This window comes from Paenibacillus sp. FSL R7-0026 (genome assembly GCF_038004485.1).
GTDB classification, from domain to species: domain Bacteria; phylum Bacillota; class Bacilli; order Paenibacillales; family Paenibacillaceae; genus Paenibacillus; species Paenibacillus xylanexedens_A.
The window spans coordinates 3093504-3113313 of record NZ_JBBORG010000001.1; the positions used below are offsets into that span (position 1 = coordinate 3093504).

General features: G+C 44.2%; 14 protein-coding genes and 1 pseudogene. 10 read left to right on the forward strand and 5 right to left on the reverse strand.

What is annotated here, in order from left to right:
* Positions 1-13 precede the first annotated feature (13 nt).
* Entirely contained in the window at positions 14-955 is a 942-nt protein-coding gene (locus MKY44_RS13930) for a family 43 glycosylhydrolase (RefSeq protein WP_341007533.1), read from the forward strand.
* A gap of 78 nt (positions 956-1033) precedes the next feature.
* On the opposite strand, the gene MKY44_RS13935 is transcribed toward MKY44_RS13930, so the two are convergent.
* From MKY44_RS13935 to pdxR, 3 genes are all read right to left on the reverse strand, one after another.
* Positions 1034-1561 (reverse strand): DinB family protein, encoded by a 528-nt coding sequence (locus tag MKY44_RS13935; RefSeq protein WP_341007534.1) that lies wholly within the window; start codon positions 1559-1561, stop codon positions 1034-1036.
* Positions 1562-1705: 144 nt separating this feature from the next.
* Entirely contained in the window at positions 1706-3727 is a 2022-nt protein-coding gene (locus MKY44_RS13940) for an ATP-dependent DNA helicase (RefSeq protein ID WP_341007535.1), read from the reverse strand.
* A 59-nt stretch (positions 3728-3786) separates the two neighbouring features.
* Positions 3787-5277, reverse strand: coding sequence for a MocR-like pyridoxine biosynthesis transcription factor PdxR (pdxR, locus tag MKY44_RS13945; protein WP_341007536.1), 1491 nt, complete (start codon positions 5275-5277; stop codon positions 3787-3789).
* 147 nt (positions 5278-5424) lie between these two features.
* Between pdxR and pdxS the strand changes: the two genes are divergently transcribed.
* From pdxS to MKY44_RS13980, 7 genes are all read left to right on the forward strand, one after another.
* Positions 5425-6309, forward strand: coding sequence for a pyridoxal 5'-phosphate synthase lyase subunit PdxS (gene pdxS, locus MKY44_RS13950; protein ID WP_200869424.1), 885 nt, complete (start codon positions 5425-5427; stop codon positions 6307-6309).
* Positions 6310-6514: 205 nt separating this feature from the next.
* Complete coding sequence (locus MKY44_RS13955; RefSeq protein ID WP_341007537.1) at positions 6515-8974, forward strand: GH39 family glycosyl hydrolase; 2460 nt, start codon at positions 6515-6517, stop codon at positions 8972-8974.
* Positions 8975-9177: 203 nt separating this feature from the next.
* Positions 9178-10410: a PTS sugar transporter subunit IIC gene (locus MKY44_RS13960; RefSeq protein ID WP_127536790.1), complete on the forward strand. Its 1233-nt coding sequence runs from the start codon at positions 9178-9180 to the stop codon at positions 10408-10410.
* Positions 10411-10429: 19 nt separating this feature from the next.
* On the forward strand, positions 10430-12703 hold the full coding sequence (locus MKY44_RS13965; protein ID WP_341007538.1) for a beta-glucosidase: 2274 nt from the start codon (positions 10430-10432) through the stop codon (positions 12701-12703).
* A 258-nt stretch (positions 12704-12961) separates the two neighbouring features.
* Positions 12962-14044, forward strand: a complete 1083-nt coding sequence (locus MKY44_RS13970; protein WP_341007539.1) for an ABC transporter substrate-binding protein — start codon at positions 12962-12964, stop codon at positions 14042-14044.
* A gap of 211 nt (positions 14045-14255) precedes the next feature.
* Positions 14256-14915, forward strand: a complete 660-nt coding sequence (locus MKY44_RS13975) for a TetR/AcrR family transcriptional regulator (RefSeq protein ID WP_341007540.1) — start codon at positions 14256-14258, stop codon at positions 14913-14915.
* Complete coding sequence (locus MKY44_RS13980; protein ID WP_341007541.1) at positions 14912-16048, forward strand: alpha/beta hydrolase; 1137 nt, start codon at positions 14912-14914, stop codon at positions 16046-16048. The genes MKY44_RS13975 and MKY44_RS13980 overlap by 4 nt, the downstream gene beginning before the upstream one ends.
* A 131-nt stretch (positions 16049-16179) precedes the next feature.
* Here MKY44_RS13980 and MKY44_RS13985 read toward each other — a convergent pair whose 3' ends face one another.
* Together MKY44_RS13985 and MKY44_RS13990 are read right to left on the reverse strand one after the other, a co-directional pair.
* Positions 16180-16518: a cupin domain-containing protein gene (locus MKY44_RS13985; protein ID WP_047843047.1), complete on the reverse strand. Its 339-nt coding sequence runs from the start codon at positions 16516-16518 to the stop codon at positions 16180-16182.
* Between the two features lie 79 nt (positions 16519-16597).
* Positions 16598-17425 (reverse strand): annotated as a pseudogene (locus MKY44_RS13990) (helix-turn-helix transcriptional regulator).
* A 203-nt stretch (positions 17426-17628) separates the two neighbouring features.
* On the opposite strand from MKY44_RS13990, the gene MKY44_RS13995 reads away from it, so the two are divergent.
* Together MKY44_RS13995 and MKY44_RS14000 are read left to right on the forward strand one after the other, a co-directional pair.
* Entirely contained in the window at positions 17629-19098 is a 1470-nt protein-coding gene (locus MKY44_RS13995; RefSeq protein WP_341007543.1) for a sensor histidine kinase, read from the forward strand.
* 6 nt (positions 19099-19104) lie between these two features.
* Positions 19105-19797 (forward strand): response regulator transcription factor, encoded by a 693-nt coding sequence (locus MKY44_RS14000; protein ID WP_047843050.1) that lies wholly within the window; start codon positions 19105-19107, stop codon positions 19795-19797.
* Positions 19798-19810 lie beyond the last annotated feature (13 nt).

The window sequence follows — 19810 nt, forward strand, 5'->3', positions numbered from 1 at the left end:
GAGAGGTAACGATGTGAATATTCAAATTACCAATGGTGGCATCTGGAATGATTCAAGTGGTAATCCGATCCATGCCCATGGTGGACATATGTTATTCCATGACGACTATTATTACTGGTATGGCGAAGATCGGAGGGACGATATATATGTTAGTTGTTACCGTTCCAAAGATCTATTCAACTGGGAGTTTCGAAACCATATCTTGACCACCTCTACGCCAGCAGCACCCATTCGAGTTCGGACAAATCTGGCATTAGTGAACAATAAAGGTGGAAAAGTAAATCTCGAACGGCCTAAAGTGCTTTTCAACGCGGTGACAAAAAAGTTTGTACTCTGGGCTCACTATGAGAATGGTAACCGATACAACGATGCCGCATGCGCCATCGCCACATCGGATTCTCCGGATAGTCATTTCGTGTATCATGGCAGCTTTAATCCGTACGGGTATATGTCGCGTGACTGCACGCTCTTTCAGGACGATGACGGGACGACTTATTTTATTTCGGCTGCCAGAGACAATGCGGACCTGCACATCTATCGTCTGCAGGAGGATTATCTCAATGTGGAAAGGCTTATCGGAAAGCTGTGGCAGGGCGAGTATCGGGAGGCACCAGCTGTCTTCAAGCGGAACGGGAAGTATTATATGGTGACCTCATTTTGCACAGGTTGGGCTCCCAATCAAGGAAAATACGCGATGGCTGATACGATGGATGGTCCATGGGGGATGCTCAGCGATTTTGGCGATGAAACGACGTACCAAACGCAACCAGCGTTTGTGCTGAAGCGATCAGAGGAGGAGTACCTATACTTTTCGGATCGCTGGAACGGGTCGGATTACTTTCAATCCAGCTATGTGGTACTGCCCATTGAATTCAATGGGGACATTCCGATTCTGAATGATTATTCCACGTTATCTTTGCGAGAAGACGCACATCTGATTCATTTTGAACGATAATTTGAACGATAAAACGACTGATGAGAAAAGACTTTGATCCTACAGCGAATGCAGGTTCAAAGTCTTTTTGAATGAATTTTATAATTTCAAATCTAACGAATAGCGATCGCGAAGTACTGATAAATGGTGGAGCTCATGTCCAGCCATAACAAATGCAATCGATCGAGCTGAAGCAGGATTATCACTGACGATTCCTCTACAGAGCCAAGCTTCCGGCGTAAGGCGACGAAGCATAAGAATGGTTGAGCGGCGTGTGACGGCATATTCTTCATTCAAATCAGCTACGGTATACGTATTGAAAGGGTGGGTCTGCATAAGCACGTCCTGATCGTAGCCGGGATGATTCGCTTGATCACCTCTGGCGATGCGAAGCAATCGGCTGCTCATGATTCGTTCGTTATCCAAAAGGTGGCCGATGACCTCTTTCACGCTCCATTTGCCTTCGGCGTAACGATAATTTGCTTGCTCCTCTGTCAATGAAGAAAGCAAAGTTGGTATGATGTTGGCTTGCAGCTCTAAGCGTTCGATGATGTTCCCTTCAGGAACAAGCTGCATGTACCCTTCATAATAAGCTGCATATTCCTCTTTAGTTGGTCTTTCAACCATGTAAATGCCTCCTTTGGGATTCGTAGATCTGGAATATATTGTAGCATATATCCTACAGTATGAAATTAGCCCCTCCGCTTTATGAGTGGAAGGGCCGTTTCATGTAATTTAGGCAGTTTTTCAAGGTTACGTGTTATTCCACTTCTAATCCGTTAGTCGTATCCCCTTAGTTTGGACAAACTTCTCTAAAACCGCAAAATCCTCCGTCACTTTTTTGAACGGCAACGTGTCCAACACCTGTGCCCGGTAACTCTTTTTAGCAGCTGCGCTGAGACGGGAGTCAAGTATGCTGAGTATGCCGAGGTCCGTTTCACTACGAATCAAGCGTCCCGTTCCTTGCCGTAACCGAAGAAGCATGTCCGGTACAAACACCTCCATAAACGAATTCTCCGTTACAGATGCCTTATATTCATAAACAGGATCCGATGGAACAGGGAAGGGCAGCCGGAAAATAATGACCTGTGACAGGTCAGACCCCTCGATATTCACACCTTCCCAGAATACACCGGTACCCAGGAGTACACCTTTGCTTTTCCTGAAATCGGCGATGACACTGTGCTGTGATGATCCCTCTTTTTGAACATGGAGTGCCCACGTATATTCATTAGCCCTTGAGATCAACTTTTTGTGAATGTACTTCATGTCCTCTTTTGCTGAAAAAAGGACGATTGTTCTTCCCTGAGTTAGATTACAGAGTTTAACCACTTCATTGTAGGCTGCTTCAAGATAGTTTTCGCGCTGATCGTGGTGGTAATAGGGAACTTTGTTCGAAATATACATCATGGCATGGTTGGTGTAGTCAAAAGGGGAGGGTTGGCGCTCTAGGAAATCTCCCTTATAACCAAGGGAGTGCGTCATATAAGAATATTGTTCCTCCAGCGTATCCCCGCCTTGGCACAGCGTTGCCGACGTCAGGATTACAGGCACCTTGCCATTAAATAAAGCGTATTTCAGAAATTGGCTTATATCTTTGGGACAGATGCTGATCGTAGCTACTCCCAAGGGGCTACTAGCCCATAAGAGATAGTTGTCCTCTGTTTCAGATAAGACATGGATGAGGGTAATGAGCCCGTTGATGGCTTCAAAAGCGTCATCTATTTCCCGCTCGTGACGGGAGGTCAAAATGGAAAGGCGCAGACTGAGATCTTTTAAATTATTCGATACCTGGTTCAACGGTATTCCTTTAATCTCCGACACTTTGATTCGGTCGTTATCCTGCTTGGCATGGTGGAGCAAATCCGCGTTTACCTGTTTGAAGATGCGCTCAGCGCAGTTTTTTATGAACTTGGATTGTGAGAAGAGACTTTTATCGCCGGATTGCTTCGTGAGAAGCTGCACCGTGGTATCCAGAATGCGGCAAATTCCTCGATAAGTGAACTCAAGTGTTCTGGCATCCCGAACTTTTGCTTCCAGGTTATGCGCTTCATCAATGACGATCAGAGCAGGCTGTTCTGAGATGATGCTCTTGGTTCCTTCTTTTTTCTTCATCAAATCCCGTATGAGCAAGTCCTGGTTCACGATAATAAAATCAATCTCGTGAGCTTTTGCATTTAATTTCGCTCTCATATCGTAAAACAAACATGCATTTTTGTGATGACAACGTTCAAATTTGCAATCATTCACGGAAACGTGGGACCATTCGGCATCACTAACTCCAGCTTTAATATCGGCTCTTTCATCAATTTCATAATCTAATATGCGCTGCGCAAGGGTAGACATGGAGGAGTTCGGATCATCAGGACTGATTAATTCCGCTGCTCTACTTCGGCAGGCATACTGACCCATGCCTTTCCCCACCACGGAGCGAACCGTTGAGAATCCCAACCGACTACCAATGATCCTTAAATCTTTATGTATCTGTTCCGAAAGCTGAATGGAGGATGTAGCTATAATGACTGGTTTCTGAGACATTTGATTCGTGAGTAGGCTTGGTATCAGATATCCAAAAGACTTACCGATTCCGACACCAGCTTCAATCATGGCGTTATGCCCATGGATATAAGCATCTGCGATATCGAGGGACATTTCTTGCTGTCCGATCCGCTCTCTAAGGCCAATTCGGGGGAACCGGTCATATATTCGGAAGATGGCGTTAACCAAAGAACGTTCGATTTCCTTGTCCGGTTCCTGCTTTTTTATTTTATAAAGTTCATTTAACCAATTCATAACGATCGCCTCTCTTCCGAATGATGATCTTCTTGTACTCACTTTGGAGACGATTTACCTCACAATGCAGTTGTAACGGCATTTTTCAATCTGGATACGCCTTCCTCTAATTGTTCATCTGACAAATGTGCAAAAGATAAATAGATACCATACTTCGTACCAACAGACGTTGAACTGCTGACTTCTGAGTATACCACACCTTGTGACCGAGCTGATTCCCGAAAGGCCTCATAAGTGGTCACATTACCTCGCCACCAACCAAACACGTGTAGACCCGCTTCATTCTCCACCCAATCAAACCATGTAGAGAGTTGCTTGTTCAAAAGTTTGAGTAACAGATGGAATTTCCGACTGTATAATCGATTCATTCTGCGCAGGTGACGCTCATATTGACCACTCGTCATGAATGCAGCTAATGCCCGTTGTTCGATCAGGTTGACGGGTCTTGGCTCGTATAATGCCTGTGCCTTTCTAAAGGTATCCGCCAAGGTAGGGGGAAGAACCACATAACCAAGTCGTACTTCTAAAGGCAAGGTTTTGGTAAAACTACCCAGGTAGATTACACGTCCTGCTTTATCGAGTGTTTTCAGTGGTTCAACATGCATTCCTCGATATCGGAATTCACTATCATAATCATCCTCAACAATCATGGCATCATTTCGCTGTGCCCAGTCCAGCAAGGTTTGTCTGCGTTCCAGGCTGAGCATTTCACCAGTAGGAAATTGTCGTGACGGCGTGACAAACAACATACGTGCTTCCCAGTTCTGGGGCACAACTCCCTGACCATCGAGATTAGCTTCAATCAACTTTGCACCCGCAGCCAATATGGCTTTAGAAATCCCCACATAACAAGGACTCTCTGTCACTACGTAATCCCCAGGATCTGCAAGTAATTGAGTGAGTAGAGCTATAGCTTGCATGGAGCCTGCAGTTACTGCAATATGATCCGGATCAACTTGAATGCCCCGCATCCTCCGAAGATAGGCAGCAATGGCTTCTCTCAATTTTGGATCCCCGGTTGAACTAACCATGGCAGAGGTTGTTTTCAGGTGATGCTCACGCTGCCTTATCTCTGCATACAATCGATTATTCCATTCATCGTAAGGAAACTTGGAGAAGTCAGGTTGATATTTGCTAAAGTCGATCACTTCGTCGCTATTCATTCTGGAATCAAGTGTATGAGCATTGGGCGGTGTATTTCTTTGAATCGACTGCTGTTCAAACTGCTGAATACGATTTCCCCAAGCGGATAAGTGATGCGTACAAGCTTTCTCGGTGGACGCATCATTGCTTAAGTCCAACTGATAAGCAACAAAGGTTCCTCTTCCATGCTCTGAATGAATGTAACCTTGAGCAGTCAACGTATCATAGACCTGATTCACGGTTCCTCTGGAAATGTGATACGTCGCAGCTAACTCTCGAGTAGAGGGTAACTTCTCGCCATGTATAAGATTACCTTCATGAATTGCATCACGAATCGCATGATAGAGAGCCTTCATCTTGGTATATTTTCGGTTCAAATATGAACTGTAAGCTACATGAAATTGCATAGGACCTCCAGAGTTATAATTATAGTGGTACAATAAAAACCGAAAATATTGGATCTTTTTATATGACCATTCTCATTCTATACTAAATCATAGATTAGAGCGATGCCTTTATTGAAAATCACCCAAAAGTTACTTAGGAGGACTACAATCATGCAAACAGGTACAGATCGTGTAAAAAGAGGAATGGCTGAGATGCAAAAAGGTGGCGTCATCATGGACGTTATGAATGCAGAGCAAGCTAAAATCGCTGAGGCGGCAGGGGCAACAGCTGTTATGGCTCTTGAACGGGTACCTTCTGATATTCGCGCAGCCGGCGGTGTAGCTCGTATGGCAGATCCAACGATCGTTGAAGAGGTTATGAAGGTTGTTTCTATTCCAGTTATGGCTAAAGCACGTATCGGTCATTACATAGAAGCCAAAGTGCTTGAATCCCTAGGTGTGGACTATCTCGATGAAAGTGAAGTTCTTACTCCTGCAGACGAAGTGTTCCATATCGATAAACATGAGTTTACTGTACCATTTGTATGTGGAGCCAAAGATTTGGGAGAAGCTCTTCGCCGTATTGGTGAGGGTGCATCGATGATTCGTACAAAAGGCGAGCCTGGAACGGGCAACATTGTTGAGGCAGTTCGTCATATGCGTCTAATTAACAGCCAACTCCGCAAAGTGCAAAACATGTCCAAGGACGAGCTGTACGCTGAAGCCAAAAATCTGGGTGTAGCTTATGAGTTGCTGCGCGAAGTTCATGAAAATGGTAAACTTCCTGTCGTTAACTTTGCAGCAGGCGGTGTAGCTACTCCGGCAGACGCAGCATTAATGATGCACCTGGGAGCAGACGGTGTGTTTGTAGGATCAGGTATTTTCAAATCCGATAGCCCTGAGAAATTCGCTCGTGCAATCGTTGAAGCTACAACACATTACACAGACTATAAACTGATTGCCGAAGTATCCAAAAACTTGGGCGCCCCTATGAAAGGGATCGAAATTTCTAAATTGGCTCCAGAAGAGCGCATGTCCAACCGCGGTTGGTAAGATAGCAGTGCATCTAGTTGAATAGGTAGTTTGAACATTTATATAGAAGAGCCGATCAATTGAACCTGAATTGATCGGCTCTTTTGTTATTACTGTTTAGTTTGTTGATATCTTCAAAATGCTGTGCCTATAATAATCGGTATGAAGGAAGGTGCAGACAATTCGCTATCTATATGAGTTTATTCAACATCAGGACGATCTGCCTATGAAACTCTTCGTGAACTCGGTAAAACATATTGATTTCCATTGGCACAAGGAAGTGGAGGTTGTATATGTTCTCCACGGTTCAATCATCATGTATCTGGACCAGCAGCAATATACACTGCATGAAGATGATGTGATCGTGGTTAACAGTATGTCCGTCCACAAGATCGAACGAACCAATCAGGACAATGTGTTATTAACATTGCAGTTCGGTCCTGAGTTGATGAACAATAATGCGTTTATCTCCTGTAACTCTGCTGTGAACGTGGAACAAAACGCTCCTCGCCTGCAAAGTATTAAACAATATCTTGCACAAATGGTATGGGAGATCAACAAAAAAACGCCGGGTTATCAAAATTTCACAATGGGCAGATTACAGATGTTATGCGGATGCCTGCAGAGGTATTTTTCCAGTGGAACTAATTCCGCATTGGAAGATGGTAGCAGGGACTATGACTATAAAAGACTGAACAGGGTCCTCACATATATTGATTTACACTACAATGAGAAGATTACACTACAGGATATGGCACATTCCGAGCATTTAAGTTTGCATTATTTCTCCCACTTCTTCACCGACAAAATCGGGATACCTTTCCAAAAGTATTTGACGCTCATCCGCTTGGAGAAGGCTCAGGCTCAACTCGCAGCAAACGATAAAAATATTTCGGAGATCGCGCTGGATTGCGGATTTGCGAATGTGAAGCTGTTTAACAAATACTTCAAGGAAAAGTACGGCTGCACGCCCGGTTCCTATCGGGAAGCTTCTCGTACACCGGAACTCCATCAGTTGAATGTAAACCGCAAACCCAAAACGTATGAGGAGTCTTCAAGCGGAGATTATTACGAAATGGAAACGTTGAATGCGATTGGCTCGCTGTATCGATATCTGGATGCTAAGGTAGACGCCGATCAGGACATGCTTCCTGTACCGTCTGTACATCTGTCAGACCAAACTTATATTGAAATTCGTGGGGATCAGACGTCGTCTGTCTACGAAAAGCACTGGAATATGACCATGACGGCAGGGAGAGCCATTGAAGGTTTGCGTGAAGATTGGCGGAAGCAGCTCTCCTCGCTGAAAGGAAAAGTACCTTTTGAATATATTCGATTTCACGGCATCTTTAATGACGAGATGATGGTGTACAGCGAGAACGAGCAGGGCACTCCCCTCTATAATTGGTCTTATGTGGACAAGTTGTATGATTTCCTGCTGGATCAGGGCGTTCGGCCATTTGTGGAATTAAGTTTTATGCCGAGCCAGCTGGCGAGATCCAAAGAAACGCTGTTTTGGTGGAGGGGGAATATTAGCCCGCCATCCGACCCTGCCAAGTGGCAGGCGCTTGTTGGTGAATTTGTTCGCCATTGTTTGAATCGTTATGGAGCGGAAGAAGTGAGGCAGTGGTATTTCGAAGTATGGAACGAGCCTGACCTGGCGGGTGTTTGTTGGGCAGGAAGCAAGGAAGAATACTTTGCGTTTTACGAATCGACCGTTCATGCCATCAAATCAATTTTGCCGGAACTGAAGGTGGGGGGGCCAGCTATGGGTTACGGATCTCTCTGGAACGATACCTGGGCTGAGGAATTTTTGTCCTATTGCCGCAAGCGGGAAGTGGCTCTCGACTTTTATTCGTTTCACATCTATTCGGAGTATCCCAAGCTAAAAGTTGAAGACGATCGTTTAACCCAAATCATGCCGCCTGCTTTTTATAAAGAAAGTATTGCGCTTATGCGGCAAAAAATGAATGCGTCTTCGCACGGTCATGTTGAACTTCATGTCACCGAGTGGAACTTTTCGCTGTATGACCGTAACTTGCTGCACGATACCATGTTCATGGCTCCGTTTGTCATTTACCACACCATGAACGCACTCGGTGACGTGAAAGCGATGGCTTTCTGGTCCTTTACCGATGTATTCGAAGAAAGTATCGTTCCCGCTTCTCCTTTCTACGGAGGTTTTGGCCTGATTAACCGCGATGGGCTGAAGAAACCCAGCTATTATGCATTTGAGCTTATGCAAAAGCTTGGGGATGAGCTGATGGTCAAGGGAGACGGTTATGTCGGAACCCGAAAAAGGGATGGAAGCATGCAATTTTTGTTCTATCACTATGTTCATGTAGACCAGCTGTTTGCAAGTGGAGATTGGTCGGAATTATCCAGCTCAACCCGCTATGACGTATTTGAGGAAAAAGGCAGCAAAGCTTATGAACTTACCCTGAGCAATCTGGAGGGACCTTATAAATGCACCAGTTATCAACTGGATCGGGAGCATGGATCGGTATTTGATGAGTGGACCCGCATGGGATCGCCTTACTCATTGACGGAAGAAGAAATCGCCTATCTAAACGGCAGGAGTGGACCCGTGATGGGGACAGAGATGGTAAGAGATGAAAGTTGGCGCAGAGAGATTTTGCTTCCACCACATGGGGTAATGCTGCTCATTTTGGACAGGCAATATTAAAAAAAAGTGCTTTTAAGACATCCTTTCAGTATTGAAGGGATGTTTTTTGTTGTTTATTTCTTGTTCAGGCTGGCAAGCTAGAACTATAGCGATGGATTGGGCAAAAAACGAACCATGATGCGGCAAGTTCCAACAAGAAAGCGTTAACACAAATCGATATACTATGGTTGTGGCAGCTTAGAGGAAGACAGGGGGAGTTTTGGATGAAGCGTTTCATGAAATGGATGACAGATTCGTTTGCGCCAAGATTGGAGGCGTTTACGAACAATATTTGGGTTTCTTCGATTCAAGAAGCCATCATGGTCGCCATTCCGATGATTTTCATCGGTTCGATTATTACATTGATTTCGATTTTGCAGGATTTCATTCCGGGAATGCCGGACCTGACACCTATCACGACATTCAGTTTCGGTTTGCTCGGGTTGTTTATTGCTTTTCTGACGCCTTATGTCGTGATGGAAAAAAGAGAACGACATAAAATCAAGTTGCTGGCGGGAATGACGGGGATATCTCTGTTCGTTATGCTACTTAACCCGACGGTAAACGAAGACGGTACCATTCAGTTCATCCTTGAACGATTTGGACCCTCGGGGATGATTACAGCACTCTTGGTAGGTGTATTCGTCGCTCTTGTAATGATCTTATGCAACAAATTTTCGTTCTTCAAAAAGGGTTCTTCACTTCCCGAATTCATTATGGACTGGTTCGATTTTCTCGTCCCGATCGCCCTGGTATTAACAACAGGATGGGTGCTTGTATATCAGCTTCATTTTGATATTTTTGGGCTGATCGTGAACGTATTTGAGCCGATCAATGCTGTAGGGCAAAGTTTAACCGGATTTTTATTGTTCAATTTCATTGGTGTTGTACTGTATTCTTTCGGCGTAAGCCCATGGGTCATGACACCGATCTGGTACGCGATCTGGATACCTGCCATCGAAGAAAATGCAGCTCTTGTGGCAGCGGGACAAGATCCCGTCAATATCAACACGTTTGAAACCTTTTTCTCTGGATGGCTGGGTATTGGAGGAATGGGAGCGACCTTGCCGTTAGTTGTTTGGTTCCTAATGGCACGTTCGAAAAAGCTGAAATCTGTCGGCAAAGCGACTATTATCCCGTCCTTGTTCAACATCAATGAACCTGTCGTGTACGGGGCACCGATTGCCTTTAATCCATTACTCATGGTGCCGATGTGGATTAATTCACTGATCACACCGGTGATTGTGTACTTGGCTCTCGACTGGGGTTGGGTGCGGATTCCGAGCCAGATCTTCCAGCTATGGTACACGCCGATCGGCCTGTCCACCTACATTATGTCCGGATTCAATGGGCTTATCTTGCTGGCAGTCGTCCTGGTGATTGTATTTATTGTCTGGTTTCCGTTTTTCAAACTGTATGATGCACAGGAACTGAAGAAAGAACAAGAACAAAATTGATATCAGAAGGGTGAGTATTATGGATAAATCAATCAATGAATTGTTAACGGCATTGACACTGGCCGAGAAAGCTTCACTCTGCGCAGGATTGAATATGTGGATGACAAAAGGAATCGAGCGGTTAAACATTCCGCCAGTTCATATGTACGATGGGACAAACGGCATCCGTAAAACGAACAGCGATGAAGAAATGGGGATTACAACGGAAAATGTACCTGCAACCTGTTACCCTACGGGTTCAGCCATCGGTTCTTCGTGGAATACGGAATTGTTGTATGAAGTCGGTGTGGCACTGGGACGTGAATCAAAAACGATGGACGTTGAGCTGCTGCTTGGACCTGGTGTCAATATGAAAAGAACGCCGCTTGGTGGAAGAAACTTCGAATACTACTCGGAAGACCCATACTTGACGGGAGAACTTGGAGCGGCGTTTATTAACGGGATCCAAAGCGAAGGCGTGGGCGCTTCTGTCAAACACTTTGCTGGAAATAACCAGGAGTTTGAAAAGATGGTAACGAGTTCAGAAATCGACGAGCGAACGCTTCGCGAGATTTACCTGAGCGCCTTTGAACGTATTATTAAGAAATCCGACCCTTGGACGGTTATGTGTTCTTATAATTTATTGAATGGAACGTATACAAGTGAGAACGAACATTTGCTGCATGACATTTTGAGAGAAGAGTGGGGTTATGAAGGTGTTGTTCTATCCGACTGGACAGCTGTCAATGATCGCATACGCGGTCTGAAGGCTGGGCTTGATCTGGAGATGCCGGGCCCCGCCAATTACAATGCCAAAGCGATCATTGAAGCGGTTCAGAACGGAAGCCTTTCCGAAGAACAGTTGGATAGAAGCGTGGGACGGATTTTGAAGCTAGTTGAGCGGGTAACGGGCAAAAAAGACATGGATTCTTCTCCAGATTCGGACTATCATGCACTGGCACGTAAAGCGGCGGCCGAAAGTATTGTGCTTCTGAAAAATGAGAACGCGATTCTTCCCTTGCAGCAGGAATCGGTGGCGTCGATTGCCGTGATCGGACGGTTTGCCAAAAAACCGAGAATTCAGGGAGCGGGCAGTGCGAAGGTAACGCCTACAAAAGTCGATATTCCATGGGATGAGATAAAAAATCTGGCTGGCGATGCCATGACCCTGAATTATGCAGAAGGTTACCCGGAGAATGACTCCATCAATGATGAGCTAATCAAGGAAAGCGTGTCATTAGCCATGAATTCCGATGTTGCTGTATTGTTTGTTGGCCAACCGGAATATGCGGAATCGGAGATGCATGATTTGCAAGGCATTGATCTTCCCGAGCATCAAGTGAAATTGATTCTTGCGGTAGCCGCAGTTCAACCCAAGTGTATTGTCGTAACGAGCAGCGGCTCCGCACTGGCGATGCGCCCATGGGTACAGCATGTACCTGGTGTGATTCATTCTTGGTTGTCGGGTCAAGGCATGGGTAAAGTGATTGCAGATGTATTATTCGGACAGACGAATCCTTCGGGTAAACTGTCTGAGACATTCCCTGTCAAACTGTCGGACAACCCTTCACATATGCGAATTCGCGGAGAGAACGGCAAGCTGTATTATCGCGAAGGCCTATTCGTGGGTTATCGATATTATGACCGGAAAGAACTGGCACCTCAATTCCCGTTTGGACACGGATTGTCTTATACATCGTTTTCCTATACGGATCTGGAAGTGGCTCAGACCCATACCGGTGTTACGGTGTCCCTCCAATTGAAAAATACCGGAAAGCGCAAGGGGAAAGAAGTTGTTCAATTGTATGTTCACGATGAAGAGTGCACATGGACCCGTCCAGAGAAAGAATTAAAAGCTTTTGCTAAAGTTGAACTAGAGCCGGGTGAAAAACGCAAGGTTACTTTTGAACTGGAAGAGAGAGATTTCTCATATTACAACACCAAGTATAACCGTTGGGTGGCTGAGACCGGTTTTTTCCAAATTTCACTTGGCAGCTCGTCCAAAGATATCCGAATTACGGAACGTCTGCACTGTGACTTTGGTAAGGAAGAAATCACGTTCCACAAATTCAGTCTACTCAGTGAATGGATGAGTGATCCTGTAGCGAAAAAGGAATTGGAGCATTGCTTGAATGAAATGAACGAGCACGTTACGGACAAGGTCTATCTTAACGAGGAGTTTGTGGGATTCTGGGCAGATTTCCCGATGATCAAAGTATTCCAAATGTTCGGTCAACAATGGATGAATGAACGTTCACCTGATGAAATTATTAATAAACTTATCGCCAAGGTTAATCAGGCAAGAAATGAATAGATAAATAAAAGAGAAACCAAGTTCAATTCCGTACAGGGGAGATGAACTTGGTTTTTCTGTGAGCCACCAGGTTGCATGAACTAAAATTTATGGCCAAAGTAAGAGGCACCCATATGGGGGCTCTTTTTATCCATCAGATGAATGATATTGATTATTGTTCTCATTTACACACATCGACATTTACTGTATACTGACAATAGTTATTTTACATATTGGTCTAAAAGACAAGAGAGAATTGAAAAGGGAGAGATTATTTACATGTTGGTATCCGTTAAAAAAGGGATGTTTCTTTGTTTGATTACTGCAATGATTCTGGTGCTCGCAGCGTGTTCAAGCAGCAATGGTGGCAGCGAAGATGCAAATGGCAGTTCACAGCAAGCTGCGGAGAGCAACGCCACGAATGAAGTAACAAATGGGGAACAAACCGACGCAGATGCTTCAGCACCTGCTGAAACAACTTACCCGGTAACCGTTTCAAACTATACAACAGAGAACGGCACATGGGTGAAGAAGGATCAAACGTTTGACAAGGCACCTGAACGAGTAGTTGCCAATACCCAAGGTGCAGCCGAGCTGATGATTCGCCTTGGTTTGACAGACAAGCTTGTAGGGGTAGCTGCGTTGTTTGGTAGTGTACCTGAAGATATTGCTGACGAGTTTAAACAAATTCCAGTGCTTGCTGAAGGCTATGTAGGCAAGGAAGTGACAATAGGGGCTACGCCTGACCTGGTTGTAGGGCGTGGTGGATTGTTTGAGGATGCGGACTGGGGTGTTGGTACAGTAAGCAGCTTGAATGATATGGGGATTAAAACGTATGTACAAAGCACCAGTGTTCCTGATGCATCGTTAGATAGTCTGTATCAGGATATTACTGAATTAGGTGAGATATTCAACGTACAAGCCAATGCAGCGGCATATATTGAGACGCTTAAAGCACGCGAGAATGCCTTGTCGGCCCGAGCTAGCGCTGAAACGATCAACTATGCATCATTTTCGGATAATGGTGATGGAACTATTGGAATCTACAACGGAAATGGTGATACGTTTATTGAAAGTGCAATGTCATTAATCAATATGCATAATATGCTGATTAATGAAACTGGCACACTCAGTCTGGAGAAGTTAATCGAGATTAATCCGGATGCCATGATTATTTCTAGATATGCTGGTGGCATTGATCCTGAGCAGACGATTGAAAAGCTGCTTGCCAACAAGCAGGTGCAAAACATTAACGCAGTTAAAAACAAAAAAATCTACATTATTGATTTCAACAACTTCTGGGGTTACGGGGATTCCATCTTCACAGGTGTTGAAGGACTCGCTGATGATCTCGGGTTGTAATGAAGCCAAGAACAAAAACATAGTACCATTAAAAGTCGCTATTTTAGCGGCTTTTTTTGTTTTCAGGGACCAAATTCCTGTCTAAAGCTGTTCCCGGTCAGCCTGAATGATAGGGGAATGGAGTGAACACTCTATTTCAATACGACTTGACTTGTGAATATATTATCAGTATAGTGTGAATCAGTTCACACTTCATATTAAGGAGTAGCCTATGCCAAAAAATACTTTCTTTCGTTTAGACGAAGCAAGGCGCGAGGAAATATCGAATAGCGCTATGCATCTTTTTGTTGATAATCTTTACGAGGATATAACTATGAAGATGGTTTTGGATAGTTTGTCCATGCACCCCGGAACATTTTATCGGTATTTTGAAGACAAAGATGACCTTTATTGCCACTTAATACGTAATGTGACCCAGAAAAGAGCTGCATATTTTAGTAACAGTGATGAAGATTCCCTTTACAGCTATTTCCTTACTGGCTTATTTGGTAACGTTAATGGCATGGTGACCGAGCCACTGAATGAGTTGGAAATCAAACTTACTAAAACATTTTCATATATTCCTGAGGACATTTTGCTGAAAGTATATGTGAATGTGTTAAAGGGCGAGTCATTCCCCATGATCAAGGACATTTTACGCCGAATGAGGGTTGATGGATATCTAAGGCCTGATGTTGACGACGACCTGATTTCTTTTATGTTTGAGTCAATGCAGCTTAATTTAATCTTGTTTTTTAGAGAATTCGATATTAAGGACTCTAAGCTGCAACATAAGATCAGCAAGTACTTTGCTGAATTTATGGGCCATGGGCTGCTTGAAGATCATAAATATTCTGAAATGGTTAGCGATCTCAAGGGGGAAAGAAAATGAAAACCTATGACGTATTTCCAGAACCAATTGGCGGCTATACTGTCGGTCGAACCCAGATGGATTTTGAGTACATGGCATCGGATTACTCCAAAAGAGAACTGACCGCTTTTGTGTACTATCCGTCTGACAGTAGCGAAGGTAAGACTACATCAACGTACATGTTTCCTGAAGTCTACGAGATGTTTAATGAGCAGCCACTAGTCACCGCGTTGAAGGATGTTTTCTCTATAGATATCAAAACCCAGTGTTACGATGACCTTGCTCTCTCAGGGAAGGAAAAGCGCTATCCAGTGTTATTCTATGTGTGCGGTGGAGGCGGTTCTCCAGAATGGGGTACAGTGCTCTGTACAGACTTGGCAAGCATGGGGTATGTTGTGGTAAGCATCGGCCATCAGAATAGCACGATGTATAAACGTAAAGATGGGCGCCTGTTTAATGTATCCAAGGATTTTTCGGATGTCATTACAGCCTTTGGTGAAGATCCGGAGATGCTGACGTTGGCTGGTAAGATGGAGATGCGTCCTGACGATGAAACTGCCATTGAGATGTGCCGTAACGTGCTTGCACTACCGATACTTTCCAAGATAACAGAGTATAGTGAATCACAGGCAGAAGATGTAAGGTATGTAGCCGATTATCTTTACAAACTGGACTCTGGAGAGCTGAATTCCATCTTTAAGGGCAGATTGTTGCTTGACATCGGCATGGGTATAGTCGGACATTCATATGGAGGGCCTACGACGGCGATGGTTTGCCGGGATGACGACCGGTTCGCCTGCGGGATTGGCTTGGATAGCGGTGCGTTTGGCCTTCTTGACAGCGATCTTAAGAAACCCTTCTTGCTACTGTTTTGTGAACCTAACTATAATATGAATGCAATTATTGGCGCTAACAATAGCATGGAAACCTATTATTTCTCAGTTGATCGTGTTGCACATTTGGATTACTGTGACATCGTGTTTACTAGTGTTAATGAGGAACTCAGAGGCGAACGGGATGCCATGGAGATGCGAAATATTGTTACAGACTATGCGAAGAACTTTTTTGATCATTACATACTGCAGAAGGCAGCAAGTGTGGAAAGTCTGGCATACGATGGTGTGGAATTGATCAGGAAGACCAGCAACAAGTGACATAACTGAGAGACTACTGATTAATGCATGTCGAAGAGCTAGCCGTACAGACGCAGAGCCGATAACCCTATTACGCGGTTATCGGCTCTCTGATATTGCAAATTGATATCCTGGTTCCTATAACTGACCGTTTATTCTGCCTTAGTCCCGCCAGTGTTTACTTCGCTTCCAGGCTCCATCAACATGATATGACATTCCTTTTCGGCGGAAGGCTTGATCTCGACTCCTTTAGGCACAATATACATCTCGCCCTTGGAAATCTTCACTTGCCCATCACGAAAATCAATTATCATTTCCCCTTCGAGCACAAAAAATAACTTATCAGTCTCCTCATGAACATGCCACTCAAAATCTCCAGCAATCTTAACGATCTTAAATTGATAGTCATTCATTTCACCAATAAGTTTGGGAGACCAAAGATCGTTTAATTTCGAAAATTCCTCATTCAATTGAATAGCTTGATAGTGCATAGTCATTCCTCCTATGTATTAATCCTATATGTTCAGTATACTGATCTAAGCTTTTGTATAACATGGATGCCTATTGAAATCAGGATGGATTATTGATGAACTTCAGACGATACTCCGTAGGAGAAATACCACATTGTTTCTTAAACACTCTGCTAAAATAAAAGGGGTCAGCAATGCCAACGGTCTCAGCAATCTGTTGTACAGACGCATCACTTGCCAATAACATTTGCTGTGCCATGTTTATACGATATTTCAATACATATTCTGCCGGACCCATACCCGCATGTCTTCTAAACACGTAGGAAAGTCGATTTCGATTAACGTTATTTTGTTCTGCAAGCGATGTGACAGTCAGACTTTGATCATAGTATTCTTGGATATAGGTAGAGACCCGTTCGAATAAAACATCTGATTCACAACTATTTTGCCTATGATCCACACATATTAAAGTCTCATTCAGTATATCGCGAAACAGCATCTCGGTCTGAAACTTTGAAATACCTCCGCGCTGATTATACACATGCCAAAGGCGCATGATTAATTCGATCAGACGTGGGGACTGACCCGTTGATAATTCAAAGTGCTGATGGGAAAAGCTTGTCTCTTCGAGGTCCGAACTACATATCCGCTATAAAACGAGGATGTATTCCCAGTCCGTTCTATGAAACACGGTTTGATCCAGTTTCATTTTCGCACCCCCATGTACAACTTTTCCTGGTGAAAAGATATAGGGCGTACCATCAAATTGAAATTGTATTTTTCCTGTAAGAGGAAATACAAATCCAGGAAAAGAATCGGTATAGTCAGCCTGGGGAACCCCTGGATTTCTAGCATATCGATATACTCCTTCTACTTGAAAAGGAATGTGTGCAAAATGCGCTGCTAACTGATTAACGTCTACTTTCACATTACGTACCTCATTTCAAAAGTGTTTGCCGGTCATTCTAAGATAAATCGTTGTGCACCTAACTCCAACATTATTGATAACGATTATCACTGTCAACATATATAATGAAAAAGAAAGCTCTTTTTTACATATGGGCAATAGAATCCATCTTGTGTTAACATGTGCACTAACTAATCCAATTGTTTGCTTGAGAAGGGGAACCCATGTCAATTCGAATAAAAATGCTGCTGTCCTTCACGGGCATGCTTGTTATAAGTCTACTGTTCATCCTTCTTACGGCAAGTCTGTATACGATTGCGGCTACAGGGGATCTACAGAGTTTCCGTGATATATACAAGGTACATTATCAGATCAACCCCCTGACTGAACAGGGAGAATCGATCTTTCAAGAGATGAAGTTTCTGGCCAAAAATGACCCTGATGACCTGCAGAACAAGGTTTTGCTGCGTGAATATGATATGAAGCTTCGAGCTGAGAAGTCAGGGCTCTACATCAGACGAGAGAATAGTCAGATCTTCGAATCGCTGACCTTCAACCAGCCAGAACTGAAGCAAGCACTGCCTGCCTATGATCTTAACAATTATCAGATTCGGAGCACCTTCAATATTGGTGAGCGATTTTACGCGTATGCAAAATTTGATTTTCAATATTCAGATGGGGAACGGGGGAGTATCTTTGTCATTCGTGAGAGAAGCCCCTTTGCGGAGCTTACTCGCAAGTTGCTGCCTGTGATGTCATTCCTGCTTATTGGCGTCCTCATCATTGCAAATCTGCTCTTGTTCCGCTGGATCACTCGCAGCTTCATTAAGCCTTTGAATCAACTACGAAGTTCAGCCGAACATATTAAGGATGGCAATCTATCCTTTAAACTTCAGCTAAACTCCAATGACGAGGTTGGTCAACTCAGCGAAGCGTTTGAGAGCATGCGGAATCAATTACAGCGCTCTTATGCGTTACGAGAGCAGGACGAAGTGAATCGCAAAGAGCTCATCTCCAACATTTCGCATGATCTCCGTACGCCGATTACCAATATCAAAGGGTACATTGAGGGTATTCGTGACGGAGTGGCTAATACTCCAGAGAAAATGGAAAGTTATGTTAATATCATTCACTCCAAAGCAGTTAGCATGGATAAGCTGGTGGATGAACTGTTTTTGTATTCAAAGCTCGACTTGAACCAAGAGCCTTTCCTGTTCAAAACAGTTGATCTCGCTGATTTCCTTGAAGATAGTATCGAAGAGCTGAGATATGATTTGGAGGATAAAGGTGTTGCCCTGGATTGGAATAACCAGGTGTCTGGTCCCGCTATGGCTGCTGTGGATCCGGAGAAGTTAAAACGTACCGTTGTTAATGTGGTGGATAATGCACTCAAATACATGGAGAATGAACATAAACGATTCGAGATTATACTTCAAGCTGATGAGAACTGGATTACGATGGAGTTTAAAGATAATGGCAGGGGAATACCTGAAGAGGCACTGCCTTATATATTTGAACGCTTCTATCGTGCAGAACAATCCCGGAATTCCTCAACGGGCGGAAGTGGGCTCGGGCTAGCAATTGCCCGCCAAATCATTGATGGACATGGGGGCTTTATCTGGGCAGAAAGCCAGCCCAATGATGGCACGAGTATATATATCAAGCTGAAACGGCTGAATGAAGAGAGGAACTAATGAGTAATGGCAAACATTTTGATCATTGAAGACGAAACAACGATTGCGGAACTGGAACGGGATTATTTTGAGCTCAACGGATTTTCCGTGGATCTCTGCCATACTGGAGATGAAGGTCTGAAGCAGGCACTGGAGGGGGACTATAATCTGATCATTGTTGATCTGATGCTTCCGGGACTCGACGGCTTCGAATGTTGCAGGCGCATTCGCGAGGTAAAAGAGGTGCCCATCCTTGTCGTTTCCGCGAAAAAGGAAGAAATCGATAAGATCAGGACATTTAATCTGGGAGTGGATGATTTTATTACAAAACCGTTCAGCCCAAGTGAGTTGGTTGCACGAGCAAAGGCTCATTTGACCCGATACGAGAGATTACTTGGCAAAAACAAACCAGCTGAGCAGGATGAAATCCACATTCGCGGGCTTCACATTGACAAAGGATCACGCCGCGTTTTTGTTAATGGAGAAGAGGTGGCGATTACAACGAAGGAATTCGAGTTACTTGTATTTCTTGCGAGTCATCCCAACCGTGTATTCAGCAAATCCGATCTGTTCGAGCGGATCTGGGGCATGGATTCCACCGGGGACATTGCAACGGTAACCGTCCATATTCGCAAACTGCGTGGCAAGCTGGAGACAGACCCCAAAAATCCGGAGTATATTGAAACCGTCTGGGGCGCGGGTTACCGGTTTACTGCATAAGTTTCGTGAAAAT